The organism is Baaleninema simplex PCC 7105 (assembly GCF_000332355.1).
Classification (GTDB): Bacteria; Cyanobacteriota; Cyanobacteriia; order Cyanobacteriales; family Geitlerinemataceae; genus Baaleninema; species Baaleninema simplex.
In genome coordinates this window covers 58,752-81,610 of record NZ_KB235959.1, presented here as the reverse complement: position 1 = coordinate 81,610, position 22,859 = coordinate 58,752, and the positions used below count along the sequence as shown (strand labels likewise).

Genomic DNA, 22,859 nt, shown 5'->3' with positions numbered 1-22,859 from the left:
GTTTTTAGACCTCGGTAGTGCAGAAAATTTTTCAAAATTAGGGATTGACAAAACAGACACAATATGAGCCTAGATTTGAGCCGGATCCCCGACATCTCATTGAGAAAGCCAGTCGGATTAAGCAACGAGTTGCGATTTTCCCAAGTTTCGAGCGTATTTAATTTTATTCTTCTTCAGAAGATAAGTTCGCTTCGGGAAAGGGGAATTCGTCAGCCAATCCGCGTTGGTGCAGTTGGTGAAGTGCTGCATCGATCGATTTCGTCATCCATTCAACAAATTCGGCGGAGATTTCGCCAGTTTCGGCGTGCGATCGCTTTAGAATTTTGCTGTCTGTCGATCGGGCATTTTCCAGTTGCACTAAACTATACTCTCCTCGAGATTCAATTGCAACGGTTGGCAGTTCTCGAACGAGACGAACGGCTCCAATTTGTCCGGTTATAATTTTTTTAAGCTGACGGTTGTTTTCTTCGAGAACCCATTGACTCTCCCATTGTGAAATGGGGACGCTTCCATATTTTTCGGGTAAGCCGATTCCATGAAAGGCGTAGGCTTTAAATCCGTCGGAAAATTCTAAAGCGGGTTCGCCGTCGCCGTGAAGTAACTGTTCTTCATCGAGGCGAACGGTGGTGGGGCGATCGCAAATGAGACAAGTGCGATCGATCGTAATTGTCCAGCCACATTGTTCGAGAAAATTTTGTAATGCGGCTTGTTTTTTAACGTCGCTGGGATAGTTTAATACGGAAGTTGCAAAGTCAAGCCAGATCGCTTGCTGACAGAGTTGCCATCCTATAAATACAGTCTTCTCACGATCGGCTTTTGACAACATGACTTGAAGTGAGGGACTCGATTGTAAGATTGCATCTCTCATGTTAGGGAATTGAAAACCAATTACTTGATATACAATCTTATCTCTCATCGCTTTCTTAATAGACCACAGCCAAAATAATTTATATATATTTAGCCTGTTTTTAGGGAGATGGCTATAGTCGAGCTGGTGATTTTTAAAATTGTCTATTGGGAAGTCTTCTGGATGTCCAATTTTCTGAGCTTTGCTCTCAAAAGTTTTCACCAAGAGAGAGTTATCTCCTAGGAAAACTTGCTTTGTGGCTTCTTCTAGAGTGACTGGATGTTCTTTAAAACTTTTTTTGACCGCTCGATCGAACGACTTGGCTGTTGCTTTAGACAGTTGCAACAATACTTTTTCAATAGGTTTTGGTTTGGTTCGGATTTTTTTATATAAAGCTCCAATTAATGCCTTAAACAATAAAATTAAAAAATTGGGTCTTCGATCTGAATCGATCGATTGTGAGGTCGATTCAGATCGTCCTTCAGTGCTTAAAGTAATTTCTAAATAATTTAAAATTTCTCGAGGACTCTGACAAAATACAATTTCCGGATCGGGCTGTTTCATTAACCGATATAATTCTTTAATCGAAGCTTCCGCTCGATCGCGATCGAGCGGTTCGGTGGATAAGTAAATGTTCTTCCACTTCTCTTGAAATTCGGGAATGCGAGCCGCTTGTTCGGAGGTTAACACTTCCATGATGCGTTTTGAAACTATTTTTTAGAGCTATTTTAACCGACTTCAAAAAATAGAGTAATATTCGTCATGTTTCGTAATATCTAGCAGGTCGTTTTTCCGTAAATTTACAGACGCGCCGAGTCCATCGTGTCGGGCAAATTCCACATCCGTCTCGCCGCTGCATTTCCGTAAAGATAGCGTTGTCCGAGAGACATTAACGGTTCTCCAGCATTTTGGGGTAAATTGCGATTTAACGGATCGGTGATGTCGTCGGGATTTCTCAGAAAATCGGTGACGAACACCACGGGGCGATCGCGATTCCAAAGTTCCTGTAACGCTGCGCGATCGATCTGATAGTCTGGCGGTTTCCCCGGAAACGCTGGCGGGATGCGATTGTCGCCGCCATCGGTGAGAACGAAGACGATGGGATAGGCTACACCCGGTTTTCCACGAACCCAACCGAGAGGAAGTTCTTGGGAATTCAAACTCTCTTGAAATCCCTCGGGAAACAGTTCGGAAATCGAGATTCCGTCGCGATCGCGGTAATAACTCATCGCCCCCGCCGCCCCCAATTCTCGAGACCCTTCAAACGTCCAAACGGTGGTCGAATCGAGTTGAGTCGTCGCCGTTTCGATGAGGGTTTTTGAAGAACGTTCGTCGGCGAATTTCACGAATCCCTGCGTTACCGCCCCGTAGGTAATTACCATTCCCAAGGCGATCGCCACAAAGCTACGATAGGGACGACGGTTTAACAGCAACCCACCGCCGAGAAGACAACCGCTTCCCATCGCCAGGGCGATAACCACGGCTTCGGAGACGATTTCGGGAAAATGCGGAGACAGCCATTTCGGAATTCCGACAGCGGCGACGCACAGCAACCCTCCCAACGCCGCGTAGGAAATTCCAGCAAATTTTTGACCCCATAAATCGCCCCGACGACGACTCTGCGTCCACCACAAAGCACAGAGTAACATCAACGGCGGAACGCTCGGTAAGCCGTAATACACCAATCGCGACGAAATTGGTAAAAACAAGACAATGGGCGCGGCGGCACCCATCGCTAAAATGGTTAGTGCGGTACTGTGCGATCGCCGAACTCGGGTGTTTTCCTGTTGCGTTTCTTGCCACAACATCGCGATCGCTTGGGGAATCGTCAACGCCCAGGGAATCCCCCACACCCAAGTCATGCCGATATATTCCAATCCTCCCACTTTCGAGACATCGTAATCGGGGGGATAGCGAGTGTCGGCGAGGCGTTGCAGGTTTTCGTTGAACGCAAAGTATTGTAGAAATCCCGGATTTGCCCGTTCGACTGCCAAACTCCAAGGCAAGACGACTAAGATTAAAATGAGGACGCCCCAAGGCAAGCCTAACGCCGAAAATACGCGAGTTGGCGATCGCGTGGCGACGACACCCAAAACAGCTAAGGCAGGAAACACCAGCATCGAGGGGCCTTTTGTTAAAACGATCGCCCCTAGCAACAGCCAAAAGGCAATGCGGTATTTTCGAGAGTCCGTCTCTCCCGTCAGTCGCCAGAGACAATAGTAAGACGCCAACAGCAGCGAACCGAGAAAAACGTCAATTAACAGTTGATGAACGAAGATAAACCAACCGCAGGCGGTGGCTAACATTAAAGCGGCAATCCGCCCCGTGGCAGGAGTTCCCAAGTCTCGCCCCCACTTCCAGGCGACGACAACCCCCAACCAACCGGCGATCGCTAACGGTAATCTGGCGGCAAATTCGTGGATTCCGAAGAGGCTGTAACTGGCTGCGATCGCCCAATACAAAAGCGGCGGTTTGTTTAAATAGGGTGAGCCGTTGAGTGTCGGAGTAATCCAATCCCCCCGTAACACCATTTCTCGGGCAACTCCGGCAAAATGTCCTTCGTGGGGTTCGTACAGTCCGTAACTCCCCAAGCCGATCGCGAGAATTGCCAAGGCTGCAATTAATATAACGCCGTCTCCCCAGGCTGCCAGTTGCTTTCGGAACACGTTTTCCCCAATGTATGCTGACGGATCGATTATCGACGATCAATGGCGAACTAGGCGATCGAGTGTTGCTGCCATGACATCGTGGGTTTGCCCGGAAACACTGAAAACAAGGGCTTCGCGATAGACGCGTTGGGCGGGGTGGTGGCTGGCATTGGATGCCCCGCTGGAGGCGGAAACGGCGGCGGTGGCACATCGAACGGCTAAATCGATCGCCCAGGCTCGCAGTTTGAGGCGATCGTCGTAAGATTTAATGGATTCGAGTTCGGCGTCGAAGATGGCGTGGCGACAGTCGCTGAGTTCGCGATCGAGGTTTTCCCAAGCTTGGCGGATAAAGGGTAAGGATTTCTTGGCGGCGACGTCAGCGAGGACATCTAAACCACCTCGGGCGCATCCGAGGGCGAAGAAGCTATGATGGAGTACGTTGGTTTTGCTGTTGGACTCCATCCAGTTGGGGGGTTTGACGAACAAAACCTCGTCTTGGCTGAGAAACCAGTTTTCCACGTTGGCGGTGACGGTATTCGTGGAAGTTAAGGCAGCCATCGCCATCGGTTCGCTAAATGCGATCGCCCCACCGTCGGGTTGTTGGCTGTTGGTTAAGGGCATCATCCCAAATAGGGAACTTCCATCGGGAAGCATCGCCCCCACGACGAAGGCTTCAAAGAAATTCCATCCTGTCACCCAGGGAACGAATCCGTTGAGACGATAGCCCCCTTCGACGGAAACTGCTGTTAGGGGAGGGTTTCTGCGACGACGCAGTTGGGAAAAGCCGACGCCTAGCAAGCGTTTTCCGCTGGCTAAGTTGGGAAGATAGGTTTGTTTTAGCGTCTCGTTGCGACTTTTGGCGAGCATGGCGGCGGCACTTTGATGTTGGGTTTGTAAAAATGCCAACGCCCCGGAATAGCGAGTGATGGTTTCTTGGAAACGGCGGAACGCTTCGGGATTGTCTGCACGTAACGAGAGTAAAGAGCGATCGCCTAAGCCTTGTAAGGCGTGACGCAAGGCGTCGGGATTGCGATCGATCTCGTTGGCGTTGGCTGCGACGTTCTCTCGTAAATAGGTTTCGGCGAGATCGAGGGGGGTTTGAATGGCGGTCATGTTATAAAGATTTATCGCAGTACGTTGAAGATTGCCGTTTATGGTAGCTTGTTCGCTTTAATGCAGCCACCGAAAATTTTTTATTTTTGTTTTAGTCACGATCGCCCGACGGGGGGAAATAAAAAGATATACCATCACGTCGATATTCTCAATCGGGCAGGTTTTGAAGCCTATGTCGTCCATTTTACAGACAAGTTTCGGATAACCTGGTTCAAAAACGAAACTCTCGTGGTGAATCGATCGCAGTTTCAACGGATTTACCAAGGCGATCGCGATATTTTGGTGTTACCGGAGGATTTAGGGAACAAGATTTTATCGTTTCCGGGGAAGAAGGTTATTTTCAATCAAAATATTTTCCACGGGTTTCGGGTTTTATCTCGTTCTAAAACGGCTCGAATTCCCTATTTGGATGAGAGTGTCATCGGTGCGATCGCCGTCTCGTCGCACAATCGAGAAATCTTGAGGTTGAGTTATCCGAACCTTCCGATATTTCGCGTTTACTGTGGAATCGATCGCGATACTTTTCAATTTTCTAAACTCTCGCAAAAACGCAAACAAATTGCAGCGAATCCCCATAAGAACGATCCCGAGATTTTGTCAGCGTATCAAATGCTGCGATCGCGCAGTCTACAAGGGTTGAATTCGCTTCAAAATTGGGATTGGGTTTGGATTGAGGAAAAATCCGAGATAGATGTGGCAAAGATTTTACGAGAGTCGGCGATTTTCGTATCTTTGAGTTTACAGGAAGGCTTTGGAATTTTACCGTTAGAGGCGATGGCGAGTGGCTGTCTCGTGGTGGCGTATGGCGTCGAACCGATGACGGAGTATTTACCGCCAGAGGTGCAACTTCCACCGGGAGATTTGAAGGGGATTGTCGATCGCATCGAAGCTTGGGGGGCGAGTTTTTCGGAAGATTCTCGAGATTTACAAAAATTGTGCGATCGCAGTTTGGAAATTGCGAAAACCTATTCACTTCAGCGAGAAGCTGACAGTGTGGTTTCGGCGTGGAAGTCACTTTTAAATCAAAAAGTTTGGTTTTGAGATAGTTTTTGCCTGTCCTATCTAAAATTTATTCGATCGCAGCTTGTGCCGTTTTGTAAATCGCTTGCATCATGTCCCAAAACGATCGATAGCGATAAGCACCTGGATATTTATTGCCAAAATCCCAAGCTTCCCATTCTCCTCGTTCGTCAATAACTTCAGGATTGAGGAGATAAACATAACCATCACAATCTGTACTAATTTGTAAGGCAGTTTTTAGATATTGACTGCGAAACTGGCAGCAATCTTGATGTTCCCCATACTGAAAGTAATCTTCATCACTCATTTCGTCATCGGCAGAATCTGTCCAAATGTCAACCCATTCGGCGTTTAGGTTATAAAACCAATCGATTTCTTCCGTATTCAAAAACTCGATAGGGATATCGGCGAGTATAGTTCGTCCATTACAAGATAATAGAAAATTTCGGTAACTGGGAGGTAAGGATTTTCCGAGACGACGTTCTAATCCTCGAATTTCTTCTTCCGTTGCACCTCGGCGACTGCGATTTTTATGGACGAGTTCTTCAGGAGACAAACCGAAAAAAACAGCGTACTCTTCCAATTGAAGTTTGGAAAGTAGCATATCTTGCCAAGTTTCTATTAGTTCTGTCCAATTAGATACTGAGGGAACGAATTGAGACATTGAATTCTCCGGTGTATCAGAGTAATTTCTGAAAACTTCTAAGAAATCTGAAACTTTTTTGTCTGAAATTCCAAGTTTATCTCGAAGCGCACCATCGAGAAAGGCTCTCATAACCGTCCGATAACTGATGAGTGTAAAAAATCCAAGACTAGAGGTTTCTCCATCGCTCTCCCACCACAAAGATAGCCAGTCGATGGCTTTAGCATTTTCTTCAAGCTGGAAATAAGTGTCGATCGCTATAATTTGAATGTCTTTAGATATGTAATCAGTGGGTGCTATGTTATGGATTTCACAAATTGTTTTATATTTTTCGATTAAGTCGATCGCTTCGTCAAAGTGATGTATCTTGCATAAAACCTGAATGGTTCGGTAAATATTTTTGAGAAGTTCGAGAATTTCAAATTGTTGAAATTTTCGTTCTCTAGGAGATAATACCTCTTGTAAATACTCAGGTGCGATCGCTTCAATTTTTCGTTGGAGTAAATCCCTGGGGATTAAAGGCAAAATATTTTGCGGCACTTGAATATCTACTCTGTATCGGTCGAGGAGAATTATTTGACGGCATTTTCCTTCTCGATCTCGAACGAACTCATCTAAACATTGCCGATCTAATCCCAGAGGTAGACAATCAACATCTAAGACGTAACATAGATTGGGAAATATAATATCTTTCAAGGAGGGCATGAGCAAACTCGACGGACTCAAACGCGGTTGTCCTTCTAGAAGACACGAAAACACTTCATACGCTGCTTTTCCGTATCCTGATGCGATAAAAATTAATCCGACATCGTAAGCGATCGCACTCGCTCGATCGGGAGGTGATGACTCTAACTCTTGAGTTAACTCAGACAAATATTTGCGGTATTCTTTTGAAGAAGACTTCATAAAGGTACTCAAAAATATATAAACTCTACGGTATTAAGTATACAGAAGTAAGATTTTTTTGCGTTTAGATTTTATTCAAGTGAAGATTTGAGATAAAATTTATACTTCAGTTTCAGTCATTCGATCGCTTTTACTAACTTCACTCTCGCCACAACGGATAACGGCTGTAAATTTAAAGCATTTTCTGCTTGTTTCGTCGCTCAATCCTCTCTTATACGGAATCCGAATCTCAACGCTTCGACTCCGCTCAGCGTTGAGTCCGAGCGGAGTCGAGGACTCAAACACTGGTTTTGTCTAACCTGACAAGTCCCTCTATCCCCCCAACTTCCCTTTCAAAGGGGGGCTAAGGGGAGATGTGGTGAAGACTTCTTGAAACCTAGCTTATCGGAAAAGGATGGAGTATGAGTCGCGATCGCGTAAATAATAACGTCATAAGCAAAGGTGCATCTCAATGGATGTAAAAACACGAAGCTCTGGGTAGATTGTGCGAACCTCCGTGGAACCCAACAGCCGCTCGATCCAATACGGAAGCACGTATCCGATGAATTTACGTCTTTGAGATGCACCCTCTTAATTTTGGCTTTGTAACGACTCTCTACGAAATCGCTTTTTCCAAACGGGCTTTATCCAAACCGCGAGCGTTCAACACCAGCCAAGACTGAATCAAATCCGGTCCTTGAACCGAACCCGTCAATCCCGCACGGAGAGACTTCATCACTAAGCCTTTTTTGACCTTCAGTTCCTTTGTGACTTGCTTGATAATGTCTTTCGCTGCATCTTCAGTCAGTTCCGAAGTTTCGGCGAGTTTGTCGCGAACCGCCGTCAAGACTTCCGGAACCTGTTCGATCGCCAGTTGCTGCTGCGCTTTTTCATCGTACTCCACAGACTGGACAAATAAGGCGCGGCTCATCTCCACAGCGTCCGGTAACACTGTTAAACTGGGGCCGATAACTTGGGCGATTTGCACCAACCAGGCGCGATCGCGCTCCGCGTCGAACTCAAATCCCGCCGCTTTCCAGTAGGGAATCAACTTTTCGAGGAGTTCGTCAACGGGGAGATCGTGCAGCACTTGACCGTTGAGCCAGTTTAACTTATCCCAGTCGAATCGCGCTCCGGCTTTATTGACGCGATCGAACCCGAATTTTTGCGCCGCCTCTCCTAAAGTAAAGCGTTCTTCATTGTCCGGGGGCGACCACCCCAACAAAGCCATATAGTTGGCTAACGCTTCGGCAGTATAACCCAGGTTGCGGAACTCTGAAACGGAGGTCGCACCGTCGCGTTTGGAGAGTTTTTGACCCTTTTGATTCAAAATTAGCGGCGTGTGGGCAAATTCCGGCGCAGTTTTCCCGAGAGCTTCGTACAGCAAAATCTGTTTGGCGGTGTTGGCGATGTGGTCTTCACCACGAATCACGTGGCTGATGTTCATGTCGATATCGTCCACCACCACGGCCAGGTTATATAACGGTTGACCGATTTCGCCGGGTTTGGCTGCGCGAGCGATCGCCATGTCACCGCCGAGGTCGCTTCCTTTCCAGGTTAGCGTTCCCCGAACCAGGTCGTTCCAAACAATTTGGCGATCGTCGTCGATTTTAAAACGAACGACCGCCGTGCGCCCTTCATCTTCAAAAGCTTTTTGCTGTTCTGGGGTCAGGCTGCGGTGTCGGTTGTCGTAGCGGGGGGCTTGTTTGGCCGCTTTCTGCGCTTCCCGCATGGCCTTGAGTTCTTCCGGAGTGCAGTAGCAGCGATAGGCCAAGCCGTTGTCGAGGAGGGTTTGGACGGCGTTTTTATACAAGTCCATCCGTTGGGATTGATACAGCGGCCCTTCGTCCCAATCTAAACCCAGCCAGCGCAAGCCGTCGAGGATGTTTTCAGTAAACTCGGGTTTCGATCGCTCCAAATCCGTGTCTTCGATTCGCAACACGAACTGACCCCCGTGATGCTTCGCAAAGAGCCAGTTGAAGACCGCCGTGCGTGCGGTGCCGATGTGTAGGTTCCCCGTCGGCGAGGGGGCGAGACGAACTCGAACAGACACAGTTAGTTATCTCCGAACTTCGCTATAACCTTTCGATCTTACGGGAATCTTTGTGTTTTGGGGAATCTCGATCGCGCGGAATTCTCGCTGTCGTGCGTTCCCAAACCAGAGAAAAGAGTTGACACTCCCACGAATTCTATTCGTGGGATTCTTGGCTCAACGATCTGGCTTACACATTTGCCTCGGAAGTCAAATGCCCAGAGGCCAATATCTCCCCAAGCGTTCGCCCCCATTTCAGAGAGCCTGTTTCGGTATGCCCTACCGTACAGTGGAGTGCCAAAAAATTGAGTCTCCGTGCTTGACGCTTGAAGTTTTTACCCACACGAGCTATTTTCCGCGCGGAACCGCCAAACTTCAGTTTTCAAGGTTCTCACCTTTCGATGCCAGGTTTTTTGTGAGGTTAGCTACCTGTACCTCAATCCGGATTTTAGCATCGAAGCTTAAAAGCTTCAACGCTACATCCCACGCTTAAAAGACGTGGGCTTTGCTCCCTCTTCTGTAAGATTTCAACCTTACCCCTGTTTCGCTTTTGAGATGTTAAAACGGGACTGACGGGGCTCGAACCCGCAACTTCCGCCGTGACAGGGCGGTGCTCTGACCAATTGAACTACAGTCCCCTATATCGGGAGCCTTGTGCAGAGAGGCGAGTTTGTTGCCCCCTGACTTCAGGCGCAATATCTATTATGCCTAGAGGATCGGGGTTTGTCAAACATTTTTTCAATTTTTTTTTTCGACACTGCAAAAAATTCTTCAAACCCTTACCTAAAAAGAGTTTTAAGGTTTCGGACTATAGGCGATCGCGAGCCTCTCGTCGTCGGCCATAATGAATGTAACGTTCCGAAACCCGTCATATCCGCAAGTTCCTTGGACGATCTGGCCTCTTTCGACCTCCCTACCCTCAAGCGATCGCTGCGACGTTTTTTTCGTCACCCTTGGGTCAACGCCGCAGCGATCGTACTGATTGTCGTCTCTGTCTCCCTCGTCCTGACAGAATTTTCGCTTTCTGAAGGCGCTCCTGAAATCGAATCCCTCTCTCGCATCAACCGCACCATCTCCATTATCTTCACCCTCGAACTGACGCTGCGGGCGTTTTGCGCTCACGCCAAACGTCAGTTTTTACGAGAATACTGGCTCGACGTTCTTGCGATCGTGCCGATTTTGCGGCCGTTTCGCATCGTGCGCGTGATGCGTCTGTTAGGGACGTTTCAAACCTCTCGCTGGTTCAACCCAGTGTATCGGTACGCTCAAGCCCTACCCGCGTTCCTCCGTCGGGGTGCGACGGAATATTTCCTCGTCTTCGGACTGCTGATGACCACAATTGTCTTTAGCAGTGCGGCGATGTTAGTCTTCGAGCGCGGTCGAAATCCCCAGATCGACAACCTCACCGATGCGTTTTGGTTTAGTCTGTATTCGGTATTTGCTGGGGAACCGATTCCTGGCCTCCCGATTTCTGTTGGGGGACGGTTCGTGTCGCTGTTCGTCCTGTTGATGGGAATGGTGACGTTTGCGATTTTGACGGGAACGGTATCGGCGTTTGTGATCGAACAGTTGAGGACGAAGCCGATGGCGATCGAATGGGAAGAATTCAGCGACCATATTATTATTTGCGGTTGGAATAAAAAAGCCGAAATTATCGTTCGAGAGTACCGCGCCGCCCGCCGCAACAAACGGTTGCCCATCGTGGCGATCGCCCAACTCGATAGAGATCCGCCGTTTTCCGATCCGACACTCAAAAACTGCGTTTATTTTATTTGCGATGATTTCACGAAAGTTTCGGTCTTAGAAAAAGCGGGAATCCGACGGGCGAAAACCTGTATTATTTTGTCAGATAAAACCTTGGGACGAACCGATCGCGACGCGGACGCTCGCACGATTTTAGCGGCGTTGACGGCTGAAAAGCTCAATCGTGCTGTTTACACCTGCGCCGAACTCATCAATCGAGAATACGGCTCCCATCTCGATATGGGCCACGTGAACGATTACGTCGTCAGCGAAGAACAAAGTGGCTTTTTACTCGCACAAGCTGCCCTCAGCCCCGGACTGTTGCGGTTGTTTTCTGAGTTGATGACTTACGAGCGCGGCAATCAGTTTTATGTATTTAATATTCCTGAAGAATGGGTCGGACAAACGTTTTTCGATCTGTTCGTGTACTTAAAGAAAACGCAAAACGCTATTTTAGTCGGCGTTCACGATCTCGATGGGGGATTTTTCGTCAATCCCGATCGCTATGTATTTAAAGAAAGCGATCGTGCGATTGCGATCGCTCGGGACGATCTTGAATTGTAACGTGTGGAGTTAATCGCCCGTCAAAAATCCATATTTGTCTAAAATTGCCTGACTCTCAGAACCCGCGACGAACTCGACAAACGATCGCGCTGCTTCGGGTTCCTCTGATTGACCGACGACGGCGATGGGATAGCGAATCGGTTCGCTGAAATCGGCGGGAATGGGAAACGCCACCCGCACGCGATCGCTAATCGCCGCATCCGTTTGATAGACGATCGCCGCATCGACGCTGTTTTGTTCGACATAAGCCAAGACTTGACGCACGTTTTCAGCAAACACTAGGGTTTGTGCGGTTTCGAGTTCCCCGTACAATTGCGCCGCTTCTAAGGCTTGTTTGGCATATCGTCCGGCGGGAACTGTATCGGGATTTCCCATAGCCAGGCGATCGATCTCGGGGGTTTTTAACTCGTCGAGGGATTTCAGCGAAACCTCGCTTTCTTGGGGAACCACAACGACGATGCGGTTGGCGGCGAATACCCGGCGCGTTTCGGGATCGACGAGTCCCTGACGTTCTAACTCGTCCATCGGTTTCTGCGCGGCACTGGCGAAGACATCCACGGGAGCCTGCTGTTCGATTTGACGCTGTAAAGTTCCCGAGGCGGCGAAATTGAGTCGAACGTCGATATTCGGATAGCGTTCCTCAAACTGCTCGGCTAGGTCTGTCATCGCATCCGTCAGAGATGCAGCGGCGGCGACAGTCAAGGTCGTCGTGTCAGAGGCGGTTTCTGGAGCTGTGGCGGAGGGAGACTCGATCGCACAAGCGGCTAGAGGTAACACCAGCAAAAGTAACGCGAGACGTACCATTTTTTTATATCTATACGAACAAAAAGTGATTAAGATATACATTAATTAACTGCCTCCTAGAAAACTGTGCCCGAGCCTACCGAAGGGCCAAAAATTTTAGAGCGATCGCGAAACCCAACAACAGCTCAATTTACTGTAGAGACTCCGATCTGATAAATTTACATTTTTGAGATGCACCTAACTGAGAAGCCTTGCAACAAAGCTTTCAATTGTTCCCTATAGCTGAGGAAGGTAGCCTTCACAGAGAACGCGCTCGTTGGGACGAGTCATTAAATAGTCCTGTATCCAATCACAGCTCGTTGTCATGAGGCGATCGAAGTCCCAAACCCAAAGCTTAACAGTCGTGTCTTGACTACCCGAGGCGATCGTCTTTCCATCGGGGCTGAAACTGACACGCCAAATCGGATTTTGATGTCCTTGTAAAGTGTGGAGCAGTTCGCCTGTTTCCGCTTGCCATAACTTGATGGTATTGTCAGTATGACCCGAAGCAACGATCTGACCGTTGGGGCTAAAACTGACACTCCAAACCTCACTGTAATGCCCTTCTAGGGTACGAATTTCTTTGCCAGTTTCAACGTTCCACAGCTTGATGGTTTTGTCATTGCTACCAGAAGCAAGAATCTTTCCGTTGGGACTGAAGCTAATACTAAAAACTGCGTCTTGATGCCCTTCTAAAGTGCGAATTTCTTTGCCAGTTTCAACGTTCCACAGCTTGATGGTTTTGTCATTGCTACCAGAAGCAAGAATCTTTCCGTTGGGGCTAAAGCTAATGCTAAAAACTGTGTCTTGATGTCCTTCTAAAGTGCGAATTTCTTCACCGGTTTCAACATTCCACAGCTTGATAGTTTTATCATCACTTCCAGAAGCAAGCATTTTTTTATTGTAATGAAAATCGAGGCTTGTAAGTCTATCTAGATGTCCTTCTAGAGTGATTATTTCTTCACTTGCTTCAACATCCCATAGTTTGATTGTATTGCGATCGCTCCCAAAAGCAAGGGTATTTCCATCAGGACTAAAATGGAGGGTATTTACAAAAGATTGATATCCTTCTAGAGTACGAATTTTTTCGCCGAACTCAACATTCCATAGCGCGATCGTATTGTCATTACCTCCAGAAGCAAGAGTTTTTCCATCGGGGGTAAAATCGAGGCTACTTACAAAAGATTGATGTTCTTCTAAAGTACGAACTTCTTCGCCGACTTCAAGATTCCATAGCTTGATAGTATTATCCTCACTCCCAGACGCAATTATCTGACCATCAGGACTGAAGCTTAGGCTATTAACCGAACTTTGATGTCCTTCTAAGGTAAAAATTTCTTCACTAGATTCAACATCCCATAACTTAATAGTATTGTCGCTACTGCCAGAAATTAAGGTCTTACCGGTCGGACTAAAATTAATACTAAAAACTTTATTTTTATGACCGTTAAAAGTACGAAGTTCTTCACCTGTTTCGATATTCCACAGCTTTATAGTCTTATCAAAACTGCCAGAAGCAAGTATCTTTTCATCTGGGCTAAAATCGAGGCTCTTAACTCGACTTTGATGTCCTTCTAAAGTACGAATTTCCTCGCCAGATTCAACATCCCATAGCTTGATGGTTTTGTCACTCCCGCTAGAAGCAAGGATCTTACCGTTCGGGCTAAAATTGATACTGTCAACCCAATTTTGATGTCCTTCTAAAGTACGAATTTCTTTTCCAGTCTCAACACTCCACAGTTTTACTGTGTTATCCCAACCACCAGAAGCGAGGATTTTTCCATCAGAACTAAAACTGATGCTCGATACTACATTTTGATGTCCGTCTAAAGTGCGAATTTCTTCGCCGGTTTCAACATCCCATAGCTTGATGGTATTGTCACTACTTCCAGAAGCAAGGATCTTTCCATCAGGACTGAAGTGTGTGCTAAAAACTTCGGCTTTATGCCTCTCTAGGGTGCGAATTTCTTCACCCGTTTCAACGTTCCATAGCTTGATGGTATTGTCCCCACTCCCAGAAGCAAGGATCTTTCCATTGGGGCTGAAATTGACGCTCGTAACGACAGATCGATGCCCTTCTAGAGTATTCTTCTCTCGAATTTCATTTTTTACCTGCTGTAACGTTCCCATGATGCGGGGTTGCAAAGCCTTCCATTCTGAGCTGTTCTCCCGAAATTGAGTGCGGAGTGCTTTGCTGGCTTCTAGAGTCGTTAATAATGCCTGAAATTGTTGCCCAGAAAGGTGTTCCTCGTTGGCAGTGGCTATTTTTAATCTCATTTCTGCCACGTTAATTAGGGTTCGGGCTTTAACGGCTGCAAAACCAGCCACTCCAGCAATCAATAGGCTTACTCCTCCCGCGATCCAGACGAGCCTCTTGGCTTTCGTAGTCGCGGACTTGAGAATTTGGATCGCTTGTTGATTCGCGTCCTCTACGGAACGGCTACTGGCAATATAGGATTGTTGCAACTCCGTGGGTTGGGGTTCCTTCGCGACACACTGGCTTAGCCACTGTTCCGCCTGTTCGAGGTCGTCGCCCCGCAATAACAAACTTTCCTTGCGTCCCTTTTCGTCCCACTCGATCGCCCTCACGAGCAGTCGCGTATGGGTATGAAGATGCTCGGTATCCGTATCCAAAATCCGCAGCAGTTCGGTAAAGTTGGCGGAAAAGTCGTCTTCGGACTGATGGAAGTCCAACCATTGCACCTTCGCCAGTTCGGGATGCAGAGTGGAGGGATCGATGGGTTGGTGCAGCAGCGTGACAAAGCGCTTGTTGAGTCTAGCTGCGTACTCCACCTCATCGGCACAGTAGGGGGATGTCACCGATCGCGGTGACAGGACAAACAAAAAGATATCGGCATTTTCGATCCCGCGATGGATCTCTTGCTGGAAATCTGCCGTCCCTGCGGCAATGCTCTCCTGGTCGAACCAGGTGCGCTTACCCTGAATCTGCAAGGCATCGTTGAGCTTGCGGGCAAATCCAGCATCGGCACGAGAATAGGAAATGAATACATCCAGCGAAATTCCTGGGGGTTGGCGTAAACTCTCTTCGATGAAGGCTTGCTGCAAGGGTAACGCCGAGTAAGCAGGGATTTGCTCGGTCAGCTTCAACCAGGCTTCTGCTTGTCGCAGATTGTAGCCACGCAACAACAGGGTGGGGTTACGATTTTGACGTTCCCACTTCAAGGCTTTCGTCAGTAGTCGCTTGTGGGTCGTGTGATACGCAGCATCTCGGCGCAACACCTGCAAAAGTGGGCTTTCAACCAGGCGTTCGTAAGGGTCGGACTCTCGCCGGTTGTCGGTCAGGTCAACGTACTGGGAGTTCTGGAGTGCTAAGGGAATCCGATCGCTGGGAATTGCTTCGATCGACACGGGAACGATCCGTTTGTTTAACGACAGCGCATATTCCAGTTCGTGCTGACAGTGAGGCGATCGCACGCTCGCACTCGACAACAAATACACGACATTGTCGGCTTCCTCAATGCCCCGATCGATCGCCTGCTGAAACTCGACGCCTGCGTGAATATCTGTCCGGTTCGTCCAAACGGTAAAGCCTTCTCGTCGCAAATAGCAACAGACTCGAGCGGCGGTCTCTCGATTTTCATCGGTATACGCCAGAAATACGTCGGTCATCGAGTTTTCGGAATTTTTGCGGCTCTCCGTGACGAACTCGCAATGGAGATCGGTCGGGATACAGGGGGGTTGAGAGTCTTTGAAGCGCACCTCGAGCCATGCTTGCGCCTCGAGCCGTTCTTCCCCAATCAGGAGGTAGGGCGATCGCTTCTGATGGCGTTCCCATTCCAGAGCTTTAACCAGCAGTACGGTATGTTGATGCACGTAGTCGTGGTGGCGATCGAGGATATCCAGCAATCCGGTAAAGGCGGCTTCAAAATCGTCTTGCTCTTCTCGTCCGTAGATCCAATTAATCTTGCGGAGCGTTGGGTGCATATTTTGGAAATGGTCGTGCAGTCCTTTTGCTTGATAATCTGCCCATTCCTCTTCTGTGCCATTGGGATTTCGCTGCTGCCACGTTTCATAGCTAATTTTCTCGACGTGCAGCCAGGGAACGATGCGTTTTTGATGTTTCAGGGCTAATTCCAGTTCCAGACCGCAGTACGGTGAATTAATGGAGTGGGGTGAAATGACAAACAGGAAATTATCAGCTCGCTCGATGCCATCGTCAATCTGCTTCTGGTAATCCACGCCTAAAGGAATGTCGTCAAAGTCAAACCAAACCCTAAAACCGCGATCGATTAAATAGCGATTGAGCCGAGATGCAAACTCCAAGCTGTCTCGGCGACCGTAAGAGATGAAAATATCCTGAAATCCTTGCATAGTCTTGACTTTAGATGAGAACTGCTTTGCTCGTACAATACTTAGTCTAACTGTCGGAACTAAGTAGCTCCACCTAAATAAGCGTATAATAGATACAGCCCTATAAGAGCTGAAAAAATCATGCCAGCGCCCTTGCAAGTCAAACTCTCAGAAAGTGAAGATATAACTTTAGAACATCACCTCTGACACCTCTTTTTGTCGGGTGCATCTCACTTTTGTAAAAATATGAGTTTGAGGTAGATTGGACTTCGGCTTCGCTCAGTTCATGGATGGAGCGATCGCAAAATCTAAACAATAGCTCGATTCAGTGCAGAGACTCCAATCTTATAAATTTACATTTTTGAGATGCCCCCTTTTTGTCTACCCCTTTTTCTCAAATCCCCTCCCTCTCTCCCTTTCATGAGTTTTCTGCACCACTAAGGCTCTTATCCTAGGCGATCGCGGGGGAATGTTGGGCGTTGGCGAAGTAGGTTAGAAAAGAGGGCGATCGAATTTAGAGGTTGCTAACTCGATCTAGAAAACGTTTTAAGGCGCCATCTGCCTGTTCTTCGCCCAATTGTGGAATTGATTCTTTATAGTACTTCCAATCTTGATAGAGTCTGGATTTCGGACTATCCCACATTTCTTTCCAAAGAATGCGAGAGTCCGTGAGTAATATACTGCCTTGTTTGATGCCTAAAAGTTTGAGATCGAGGCAGGCGAAGACTTTTTCAGTTTTTCCCAATCCACCCATGTCGGCGATTTCATCAATGAGGCGATCGAGGGGAATATTAGGAGCGATCGAAACATCTTTAAAATCGCTCAAATGATGTTCGATTTGTGAAAGGACTGGATGCGATATTTCCTCGGAAATGGTATACATTTTCGCTTCTAGGAGTTTGATAATGCGAACGGGATTATCTTTTGTTTTTTTCAAAAGTTGCCAAATTGCTAAACCCGCACCACCTGCAATTAATGCAGCCCCACCTGTCATGACTCCAAGTCCCCCGAGAGCTGCCATTGTCGCACTGTAAGCGGCAGCACCCGATAACGTACCGATCGCTGTTCCGGTACCGGCGACACCAAAGGTACTGACTAACGTCCAAGCTGTACCGACAGTTGCAGCACTGGTCAGAGTTCCACCCACCGCCGCAATGCCTAAGTTCACTTTATCTCGGCTGTCCATATTCGACATCGCCGCGATCGATACAAAGGCAGCGGCACCCATCAATGCAGCCCCCCCAGTAGCAACCGTTAAACCTCCCAGCATTCCTAATCCACCGGCGGCCACTGAACCGCCACCTAATGCGGCGAGAGTGGCGTTGGTTGCAGCAGCACCTTGAAGCGAGGCAATGGTAACGCCGGTTCCAGCTTTGACACCTACACTACTCATTACTGTTGTGGTAGTCGAGCCAATTTTAGAGGCGCGTTCGACAGCTTTACGTAATTTGTTAACCGCCTCCGAAGCATCTACTGAAGATTCTATATTTTCGATTTCTTCCTTATCGCCAGACTGAGTCGCACGCATATGAGCCACTAGATAAATCACTTTGTACTCTGTGGGTAAATCAGACTGAAAAACGATTGTATCGAGAATTTCTAAGGCTTGTTTATCTTTAGGGTTTGTTTTTTTGAATTCTCGATCGCCTTCTCGAATTTGACTGTAAACGCTTTTCAGTTGCTCGAGAGTGTCTTGACTGTCACAGGCACTATACAACAAACCCATGATTGCCGAATCGACTGCTAGGGCTTTGGATTTGGTACTCGTTACTGCATACAGTTCTTTAAGAGACTGATGTAGTGTAGAAGAGCGAACGATAACATCGAGTTGATTGAGTCGCTCGAATTCGTAAATCGGTTCTCCAGATTTTAAAAACTGAAAAACAGCTTGCAAAACCTTACGATCGATCTCGTTTAAGTTTGACGCTTCTAGTGCCATATCAATGCAATCTTGAATTGCACAAATTCGACTATTTTCACTGGCAATTTGATAACGGTTTTTTGTTAATTCTTTCGATCTAGAAGATTCCACCATAACATCTAAAATGTTAAGAGCGTCCCAATCGGATACTGACTGTCCTTCTTTTAGATTAAAGTAAACTTCTCGACATCGCCTTTTAGTATTTAATTGAATCGGAGCGTTATTAATTATTTTATGAATTTTGTCATCTATATTAAATTTTTCTGCTTGAAGTATATGCAATACTAATAAAATAGTGCGCCCGTTAAATTCATGGTTTTTTAGTTTTAATTGCGTTCCATTTTGGGCATTTTTTGGAATTTGAGCATCAATAGAGTGACCCGATTTCAAAATTACTTGAATCGAACCGCCATTTTGGGCAATGGAATAAGGAACAAACACGTTATATAGTTCTACTGTGTTTGATTCGATCGAGTTTCTAATTGACAAGCGGAGTCTTTTCTGTACTTCAGAGGCTTTATAATCTTTTTTAACTTGTTTATCTACCTCTTGTTTTGAGAAAACATCTATTTTTAAATTATTGTGAGCTTTTTTATATGAAACAATATTTATACTATTTACCACCCTTGTTTGTAATACATTTAATGCTTGGCACAATTCACAAATAATTGCGATCGCTTCGGGATCGCCTTGTTTGGCGCGTTCTTGTAAATCTTGATTCATTTTGACTTAATTTCGCTCGGTAACGAACTAGCGATAACAATCCTAACTTTGAAGATAGCAAATTTTTGGGCGCGATCGCCCAAATAGCAATAAACTTATGTAAAAATTCTGTAAAAAATTGCGATCGACTCTATCAGATCGTAAATATTTATAAAGCCTATTCCGTAGAATTACATAAATATCTGTGTTTCTACAGATTAGCTGTTGGGTTTCCTATCAACACGTCAACCCAAACTACTGCTGAAAAATATCCGAGATTGCCGTACTGAATCCCGGTAACAATGGTGAAGACAACGTATCATCTACAAACAGCGTTTCAACTCGCGAAAGCTGAGCTTCCGAACGCCGATAAACCTCTAACAGTTGGCGTTGCCAACTAACAATCCAATATTCCCGAACGCCATACAACGAATAGAGTTTTTGCTTAACTTCCTTATCTCGCCGTTCGTTCAGTTCGCCGGGAGAAAGAACTTCTACAATTAACTCAGGCGCAACGATTAAGTGTCCGGCGTCATCAATTCCATTTTTCAAGCTTTCTTTACGAATCCAAGCCACATCTGGAATTACGGCATCTTGGGGCGAAAAAATAACGCCTGGTGCTTGAAATGCACTTCCTAAACCTGTTTGTTCCGACCAAATTTCTAAGCGAACGTGTAGTTTTCCGGCGACGCTTTGGTGGCGAAGGTGAGGCGCACGAGTCACGAACAGTTCTCCGTTAACGATTTCGTACCGTTTCCAACCGCCATCGTCTGGCATGGCGTCGAGGTCTCGTGTAGTCCAGTGCAGGGAGTTGAAAACCATCTGTTTTACTGGCGAACTTATTTTTGAGTATAGCAGTTTTTTGAAATTTCAGTGTCGCACAAAATATATTTTCTAAATTAAGATTTAAAAAACAATTTTAGCTTAAAATTTATGCTCAAAACAAAAAACAATTTAGATTTTTACGAATTAAAGAAATTAAATCTCGCACAAAACTCAAAACCCTCTGTGTCCTCTGTGTCTCTGTGGTGAACCCCGTATCAAAAACCGTTAATCTCAACCCCTACCAGCTAGCTACAACTATAAAACCAGAATTGCGTAAATTGTTTACAATACAAACAGAACCCAGATATCGATGTCGGAATGACCGCCACCCCCCATCGAACCCCCCTCGTCCAAACTCCCGATCGCCTCGAACGCCGCTTACAGGAAATTCCCACCGAAGCAGGCGTTTACCTCATGCGCGATGAAGCCGATCGCATCCTCTATATCGGAAAGTCCAAAAAACTGCGATCGCGGGTGCGATCGTACTTCCGCGACTCCCAACAACTGAGCGATCGCATCGCCATGATGGTACGTCAGGTGTACGATATCGAATTCATCGTCACCGACACAGAAGCTGAAGCTTTGGCGTTAGAAGCCAACCTCATCAAACAACACCAACCCCACTTTAACGTTCTCCTCAAAGACGACAAAAAATATCCCTATCTCTGCATCACGTGGTCAGAAGATTACCCCCGAATTTTCATCACCCGAAAACGTCGCATCGCCAACGCTAAAGATCGCTATTACGGTCCTTACGTGGATACGCGATTGTTGCGATCTACTCTAAAAACTGTCAAACGTATCTTTCCCCTGCGTCAACGTCCCAAACCCCTGTTTAAAGACCGTCCTTGTTTAAATTACGACATCGGACGCTGTCCCGGTGTTTGTCAAGAAAAAATTTCCCCAGAAGACTATCGTAAAATCGTGCAGAAAGTGGCGATGGTGTTCCAAGGACGAACCGGAGAACTTCTCGAAACCTTGACGCAACAAATGAACCACGCCGCCGAACAGTTGGACTTTGAAAAAGCCGCCGCATTGCGCGATCGCATCCTCGGGTTACAATCTCTCGGAGCAGACCAAAAAGTTGCACTTCCCGACGATCGCATTTCCCGAGACGCCGTCGCTGTCAGCATTGGAGAGCGTCACGCCTGTATTCAACTGTTTCAAATTCGGGCCGGAAAACTCGTCGGACGGTTGGGATTTGTTTCGACACCAGGAGAACCCGGTGCGATTTTACAACGGGTATTAGAAGAACACTATCAGGCGATCGAACCCGTCGCCGTTCCCTCCGAAATCCTGGTTCGTCACGAACTCCCCGAAACCGAACTTCTCGAAACCTGGTTGACACAACGACGAGGACGAAAAGTCACCCTTCAAGTGGTTCAACGCCAGCAAAAAGCCGAACTCTTGGCGATGGTGGAACGCAACGCCGCTTACGAACTGGCGAGAATGCAGCGACAAGACAGCCGCAACGCCGAAGCCATGCAGGATTTAGCGGAAATTCTCGATCTTCCCGAACTTCCGCGACGGTTAGAGTGTTACGACATTTCCCACGTTCAGGGTTCCGATGCGGTGGCGTCGCGGGTGGTGTTTCTCGAGGGACTCCCCGCAAAGCAGCATTATCGCCGCTATAAAATCCGCAACCCAGAGGTGACAGCGGGACATTCCGACGATTTCGCGAGTTTGGCGGAGGTGATTCGCCGCCGCTTTCGCAATTACGCCAAACTTCCCTCCCAGGAGATTTCGTCGCAGGAAGATTACCCGGATGTTGTCGTCATCGATGGCGGAAAAGGTCAACTGTCGTCGGTGGTAGAAGCGTTGCGGGAGTTGGGGATTTTAGACGAGATTTGCGTGGTGAGTTTGGCGAAACAGCGAGAGGAAATCTTCGTTCCGGGGGATTCGCAGCCGTTGGAGACGGAGGCGGAACAGCCGGGGGTGCAGTTGTTGCGGCGGTTGCGAGACGAGGCGCATCGGTTTGCGGTGACGTTCCACCGACAGCAGCGAACGGAACGAATGCGGCGATCGCGTCTCGACGAAATTCCGGGGTTGGGGTTTCAACGTCAGAAAGCGTTATTGGCTCATTTTCATGCGATCGAATATTTAATGCAAGCCACGCCGGAACAGTTGGCGGAAGTCCCCGGAATTGGAATTCGCTTAGCGCAACAAATTTACGAGTATTTCCATCCATGAAAACATGGCTTTTTGTGGCGATCGCTCTCGAATTGGCGATCGTCGCGATTTACCTGATAAGTTTAAACGTTGCGGGAACGCCGTATCCTCCTTTCGATATGAACGGGTACATGACGATTCCCTCCTGGTTGCAGGCGATACAACTGTTCGCCATTTCGGTTATCGCCGTGGTGTTGCTGGTGTCGCGGGTGTCGCCGCCACCGTCAAAGGGGTTTTTGGTGGCGATCGCAGTTTTTCTCGGTTACGCGGCGATCGATGAGGTGTTCAAAGTTCATTTGAAACTTCACCGCTATCTTCCTCTCCAGTCTGATGAATGGTTCGGGATTTATATCGGCTTGTTGGTGTCGCTGCTACTGTTGGGTTCGTGGGATTTTTGGCGGTTGTGGCGACAGTTTCCTCGGGAAACTGCCATCGCAGCGGTGGGATTGGGGGTGTTTGTTTTAGGGGGGTTTTTATCGTATTGGGTGTTTCAGCCGTTCGGTTGGCTCGACGCGGAACCGTTTCGGATTGCGTTTGAGGAGTTTTTGGAGTTATTGGGGGAAAATTTGGTAGTGTTTGGGAGTTTGCAGTTTTCGATTAAAAAATTGAATTTTTAAAGTTCGTCACACCAGACACAGAAAACCCGGAGGATT

At 47.3% G+C, this 22,859-nt stretch carries 13 protein-coding genes and 1 tRNA gene; 4 read left to right on the top strand and 10 right to left on the bottom strand.

Translation table 11 applies throughout. From position 1 onward, the window contains the following. Window positions 1-163: 163 nt before the first annotated feature. The 3 genes from GEI7105_RS37640 to GEI7105_RS0120310 all read right to left on the bottom strand — a co-directional run bounded on the left by GEI7105_RS37640 (window position 164) and on the right by GEI7105_RS0120310 (window position 4,608). A complete protein-coding gene (locus tag GEI7105_RS37640) occupies window positions 164-868 on the bottom strand; it encodes a DUF6745 domain-containing protein (RefSeq protein ID WP_144053961.1) in 705 nt (234 codons plus the stop codon). A gap of 779 nt (window positions 869-1,647) precedes the next feature. Continuing rightward, entirely contained in the window at window positions 1,648-3,513 is a 1,866-nt protein-coding gene (locus GEI7105_RS0120315; RefSeq protein ID WP_017662252.1) for an ArnT family glycosyltransferase, read from the bottom strand. 39 nt (window positions 3,514-3,552) lie between these two features. Continuing rightward, a complete protein-coding gene (locus GEI7105_RS0120310; protein ID WP_017662251.1) occupies window positions 3,553-4,608 on the bottom strand; it encodes an acyl-CoA dehydrogenase family protein in 1,056 nt (351 codons plus the stop codon). Between the two features lie 24 nt (window positions 4,609-4,632). On the opposite strand from GEI7105_RS0120310, the gene GEI7105_RS0120305 reads away from it, so the two are divergent. Further along, complete coding sequence (locus tag GEI7105_RS0120305; protein WP_144053960.1) at window positions 4,633-5,649, top strand: glycosyltransferase; 1,017 nt, start codon at window positions 4,633-4,635, stop codon at window positions 5,647-5,649. A 28-nt stretch (window positions 5,650-5,677) separates the two neighbouring features. Here GEI7105_RS0120305 and GEI7105_RS36220 read toward each other — a convergent pair whose 3' ends face one another. From GEI7105_RS36220 to GEI7105_RS0120290, 3 genes are all read right to left on the bottom strand, one after another. Next, window positions 5,678-7,177, bottom strand: coding sequence for an SMI1/KNR4 family protein (locus tag GEI7105_RS36220; RefSeq protein ID WP_017662249.1), 1,500 nt, complete (start codon window positions 7,175-7,177; stop codon window positions 5,678-5,680). Between the two features lie 595 nt (window positions 7,178-7,772). Continuing rightward, window positions 7,773-9,209 carry a glutamate--tRNA ligase gene (gene gltX, locus GEI7105_RS0120295; protein ID WP_017662248.1) on the bottom strand — a complete coding sequence of 479 codons (1,437 nt, stop codon included), beginning with the start codon at window positions 9,207-9,209 and terminating at the stop codon, window positions 7,773-7,775. A 543-nt stretch (window positions 9,210-9,752) separates the two neighbouring features. Beyond that, window positions 9,753-9,826: transfer RNA gene (locus GEI7105_RS0120290), tRNA-Asp, on the bottom strand. Between the two features lie 247 nt (window positions 9,827-10,073). Here GEI7105_RS0120290 and GEI7105_RS0120285 point away from each other — a divergent pair. Further along, a complete protein-coding gene (locus GEI7105_RS0120285; RefSeq protein WP_017662247.1) occupies window positions 10,074-11,495 on the top strand; it encodes an ion transporter in 1,422 nt (473 codons plus the stop codon). Between the two features lie 9 nt (window positions 11,496-11,504). On the opposite strand, the gene modA is transcribed toward GEI7105_RS0120285, so the two are convergent. The 4 genes from modA to GEI7105_RS0120265 form a co-directional block, all read right to left on the bottom strand. After that, on the bottom strand, window positions 11,505-12,299 hold the full coding sequence (gene modA, locus GEI7105_RS0120280; RefSeq protein ID WP_017662246.1) for a molybdate ABC transporter substrate-binding protein: 795 nt from the start codon (window positions 12,297-12,299) through the stop codon (window positions 11,505-11,507). Window positions 12,300-12,515: 216 nt separating this feature from the next. Beyond that, window positions 12,516-16,610, bottom strand: a complete 4,095-nt coding sequence (locus GEI7105_RS0120275; protein WP_017662245.1) for a TIR domain-containing protein — start codon at window positions 16,608-16,610, stop codon at window positions 12,516-12,518. Between the two features lie 493 nt (window positions 16,611-17,103). After that, complete coding sequence (locus GEI7105_RS0120270) at window positions 17,104-19,233, bottom strand: hypothetical protein (protein WP_144053957.1); 2,130 nt, start codon at window positions 19,231-19,233, stop codon at window positions 17,104-17,106. A 234-nt stretch (window positions 19,234-19,467) separates the two neighbouring features. After that, window positions 19,468-20,034: a Uma2 family endonuclease gene (locus GEI7105_RS0120265; RefSeq protein WP_017662243.1), complete on the bottom strand. Its 567-nt coding sequence runs from the start codon at window positions 20,032-20,034 to the stop codon at window positions 19,468-19,470. Window positions 20,035-20,355: 321 nt separating this feature from the next. Here GEI7105_RS0120265 and uvrC point away from each other — a divergent pair, with 321 nt between their 5' ends. Next, entirely contained in the window at window positions 20,356-22,227 is a 1,872-nt protein-coding gene (uvrC, locus tag GEI7105_RS0120260; RefSeq protein ID WP_017662242.1) for an excinuclease ABC subunit UvrC, read from the top strand. Beyond that, window positions 22,224-22,823 (top strand): DUF8692 domain-containing protein, encoded by a 600-nt coding sequence (locus GEI7105_RS0120255; protein WP_017662241.1) that lies wholly within the window; start codon window positions 22,224-22,226, stop codon window positions 22,821-22,823. The genes uvrC and GEI7105_RS0120255 overlap by 4 nt, the downstream gene beginning before the upstream one ends. The last annotated feature ends 36 nt before the right edge of the window (window positions 22,824-22,859 follow it).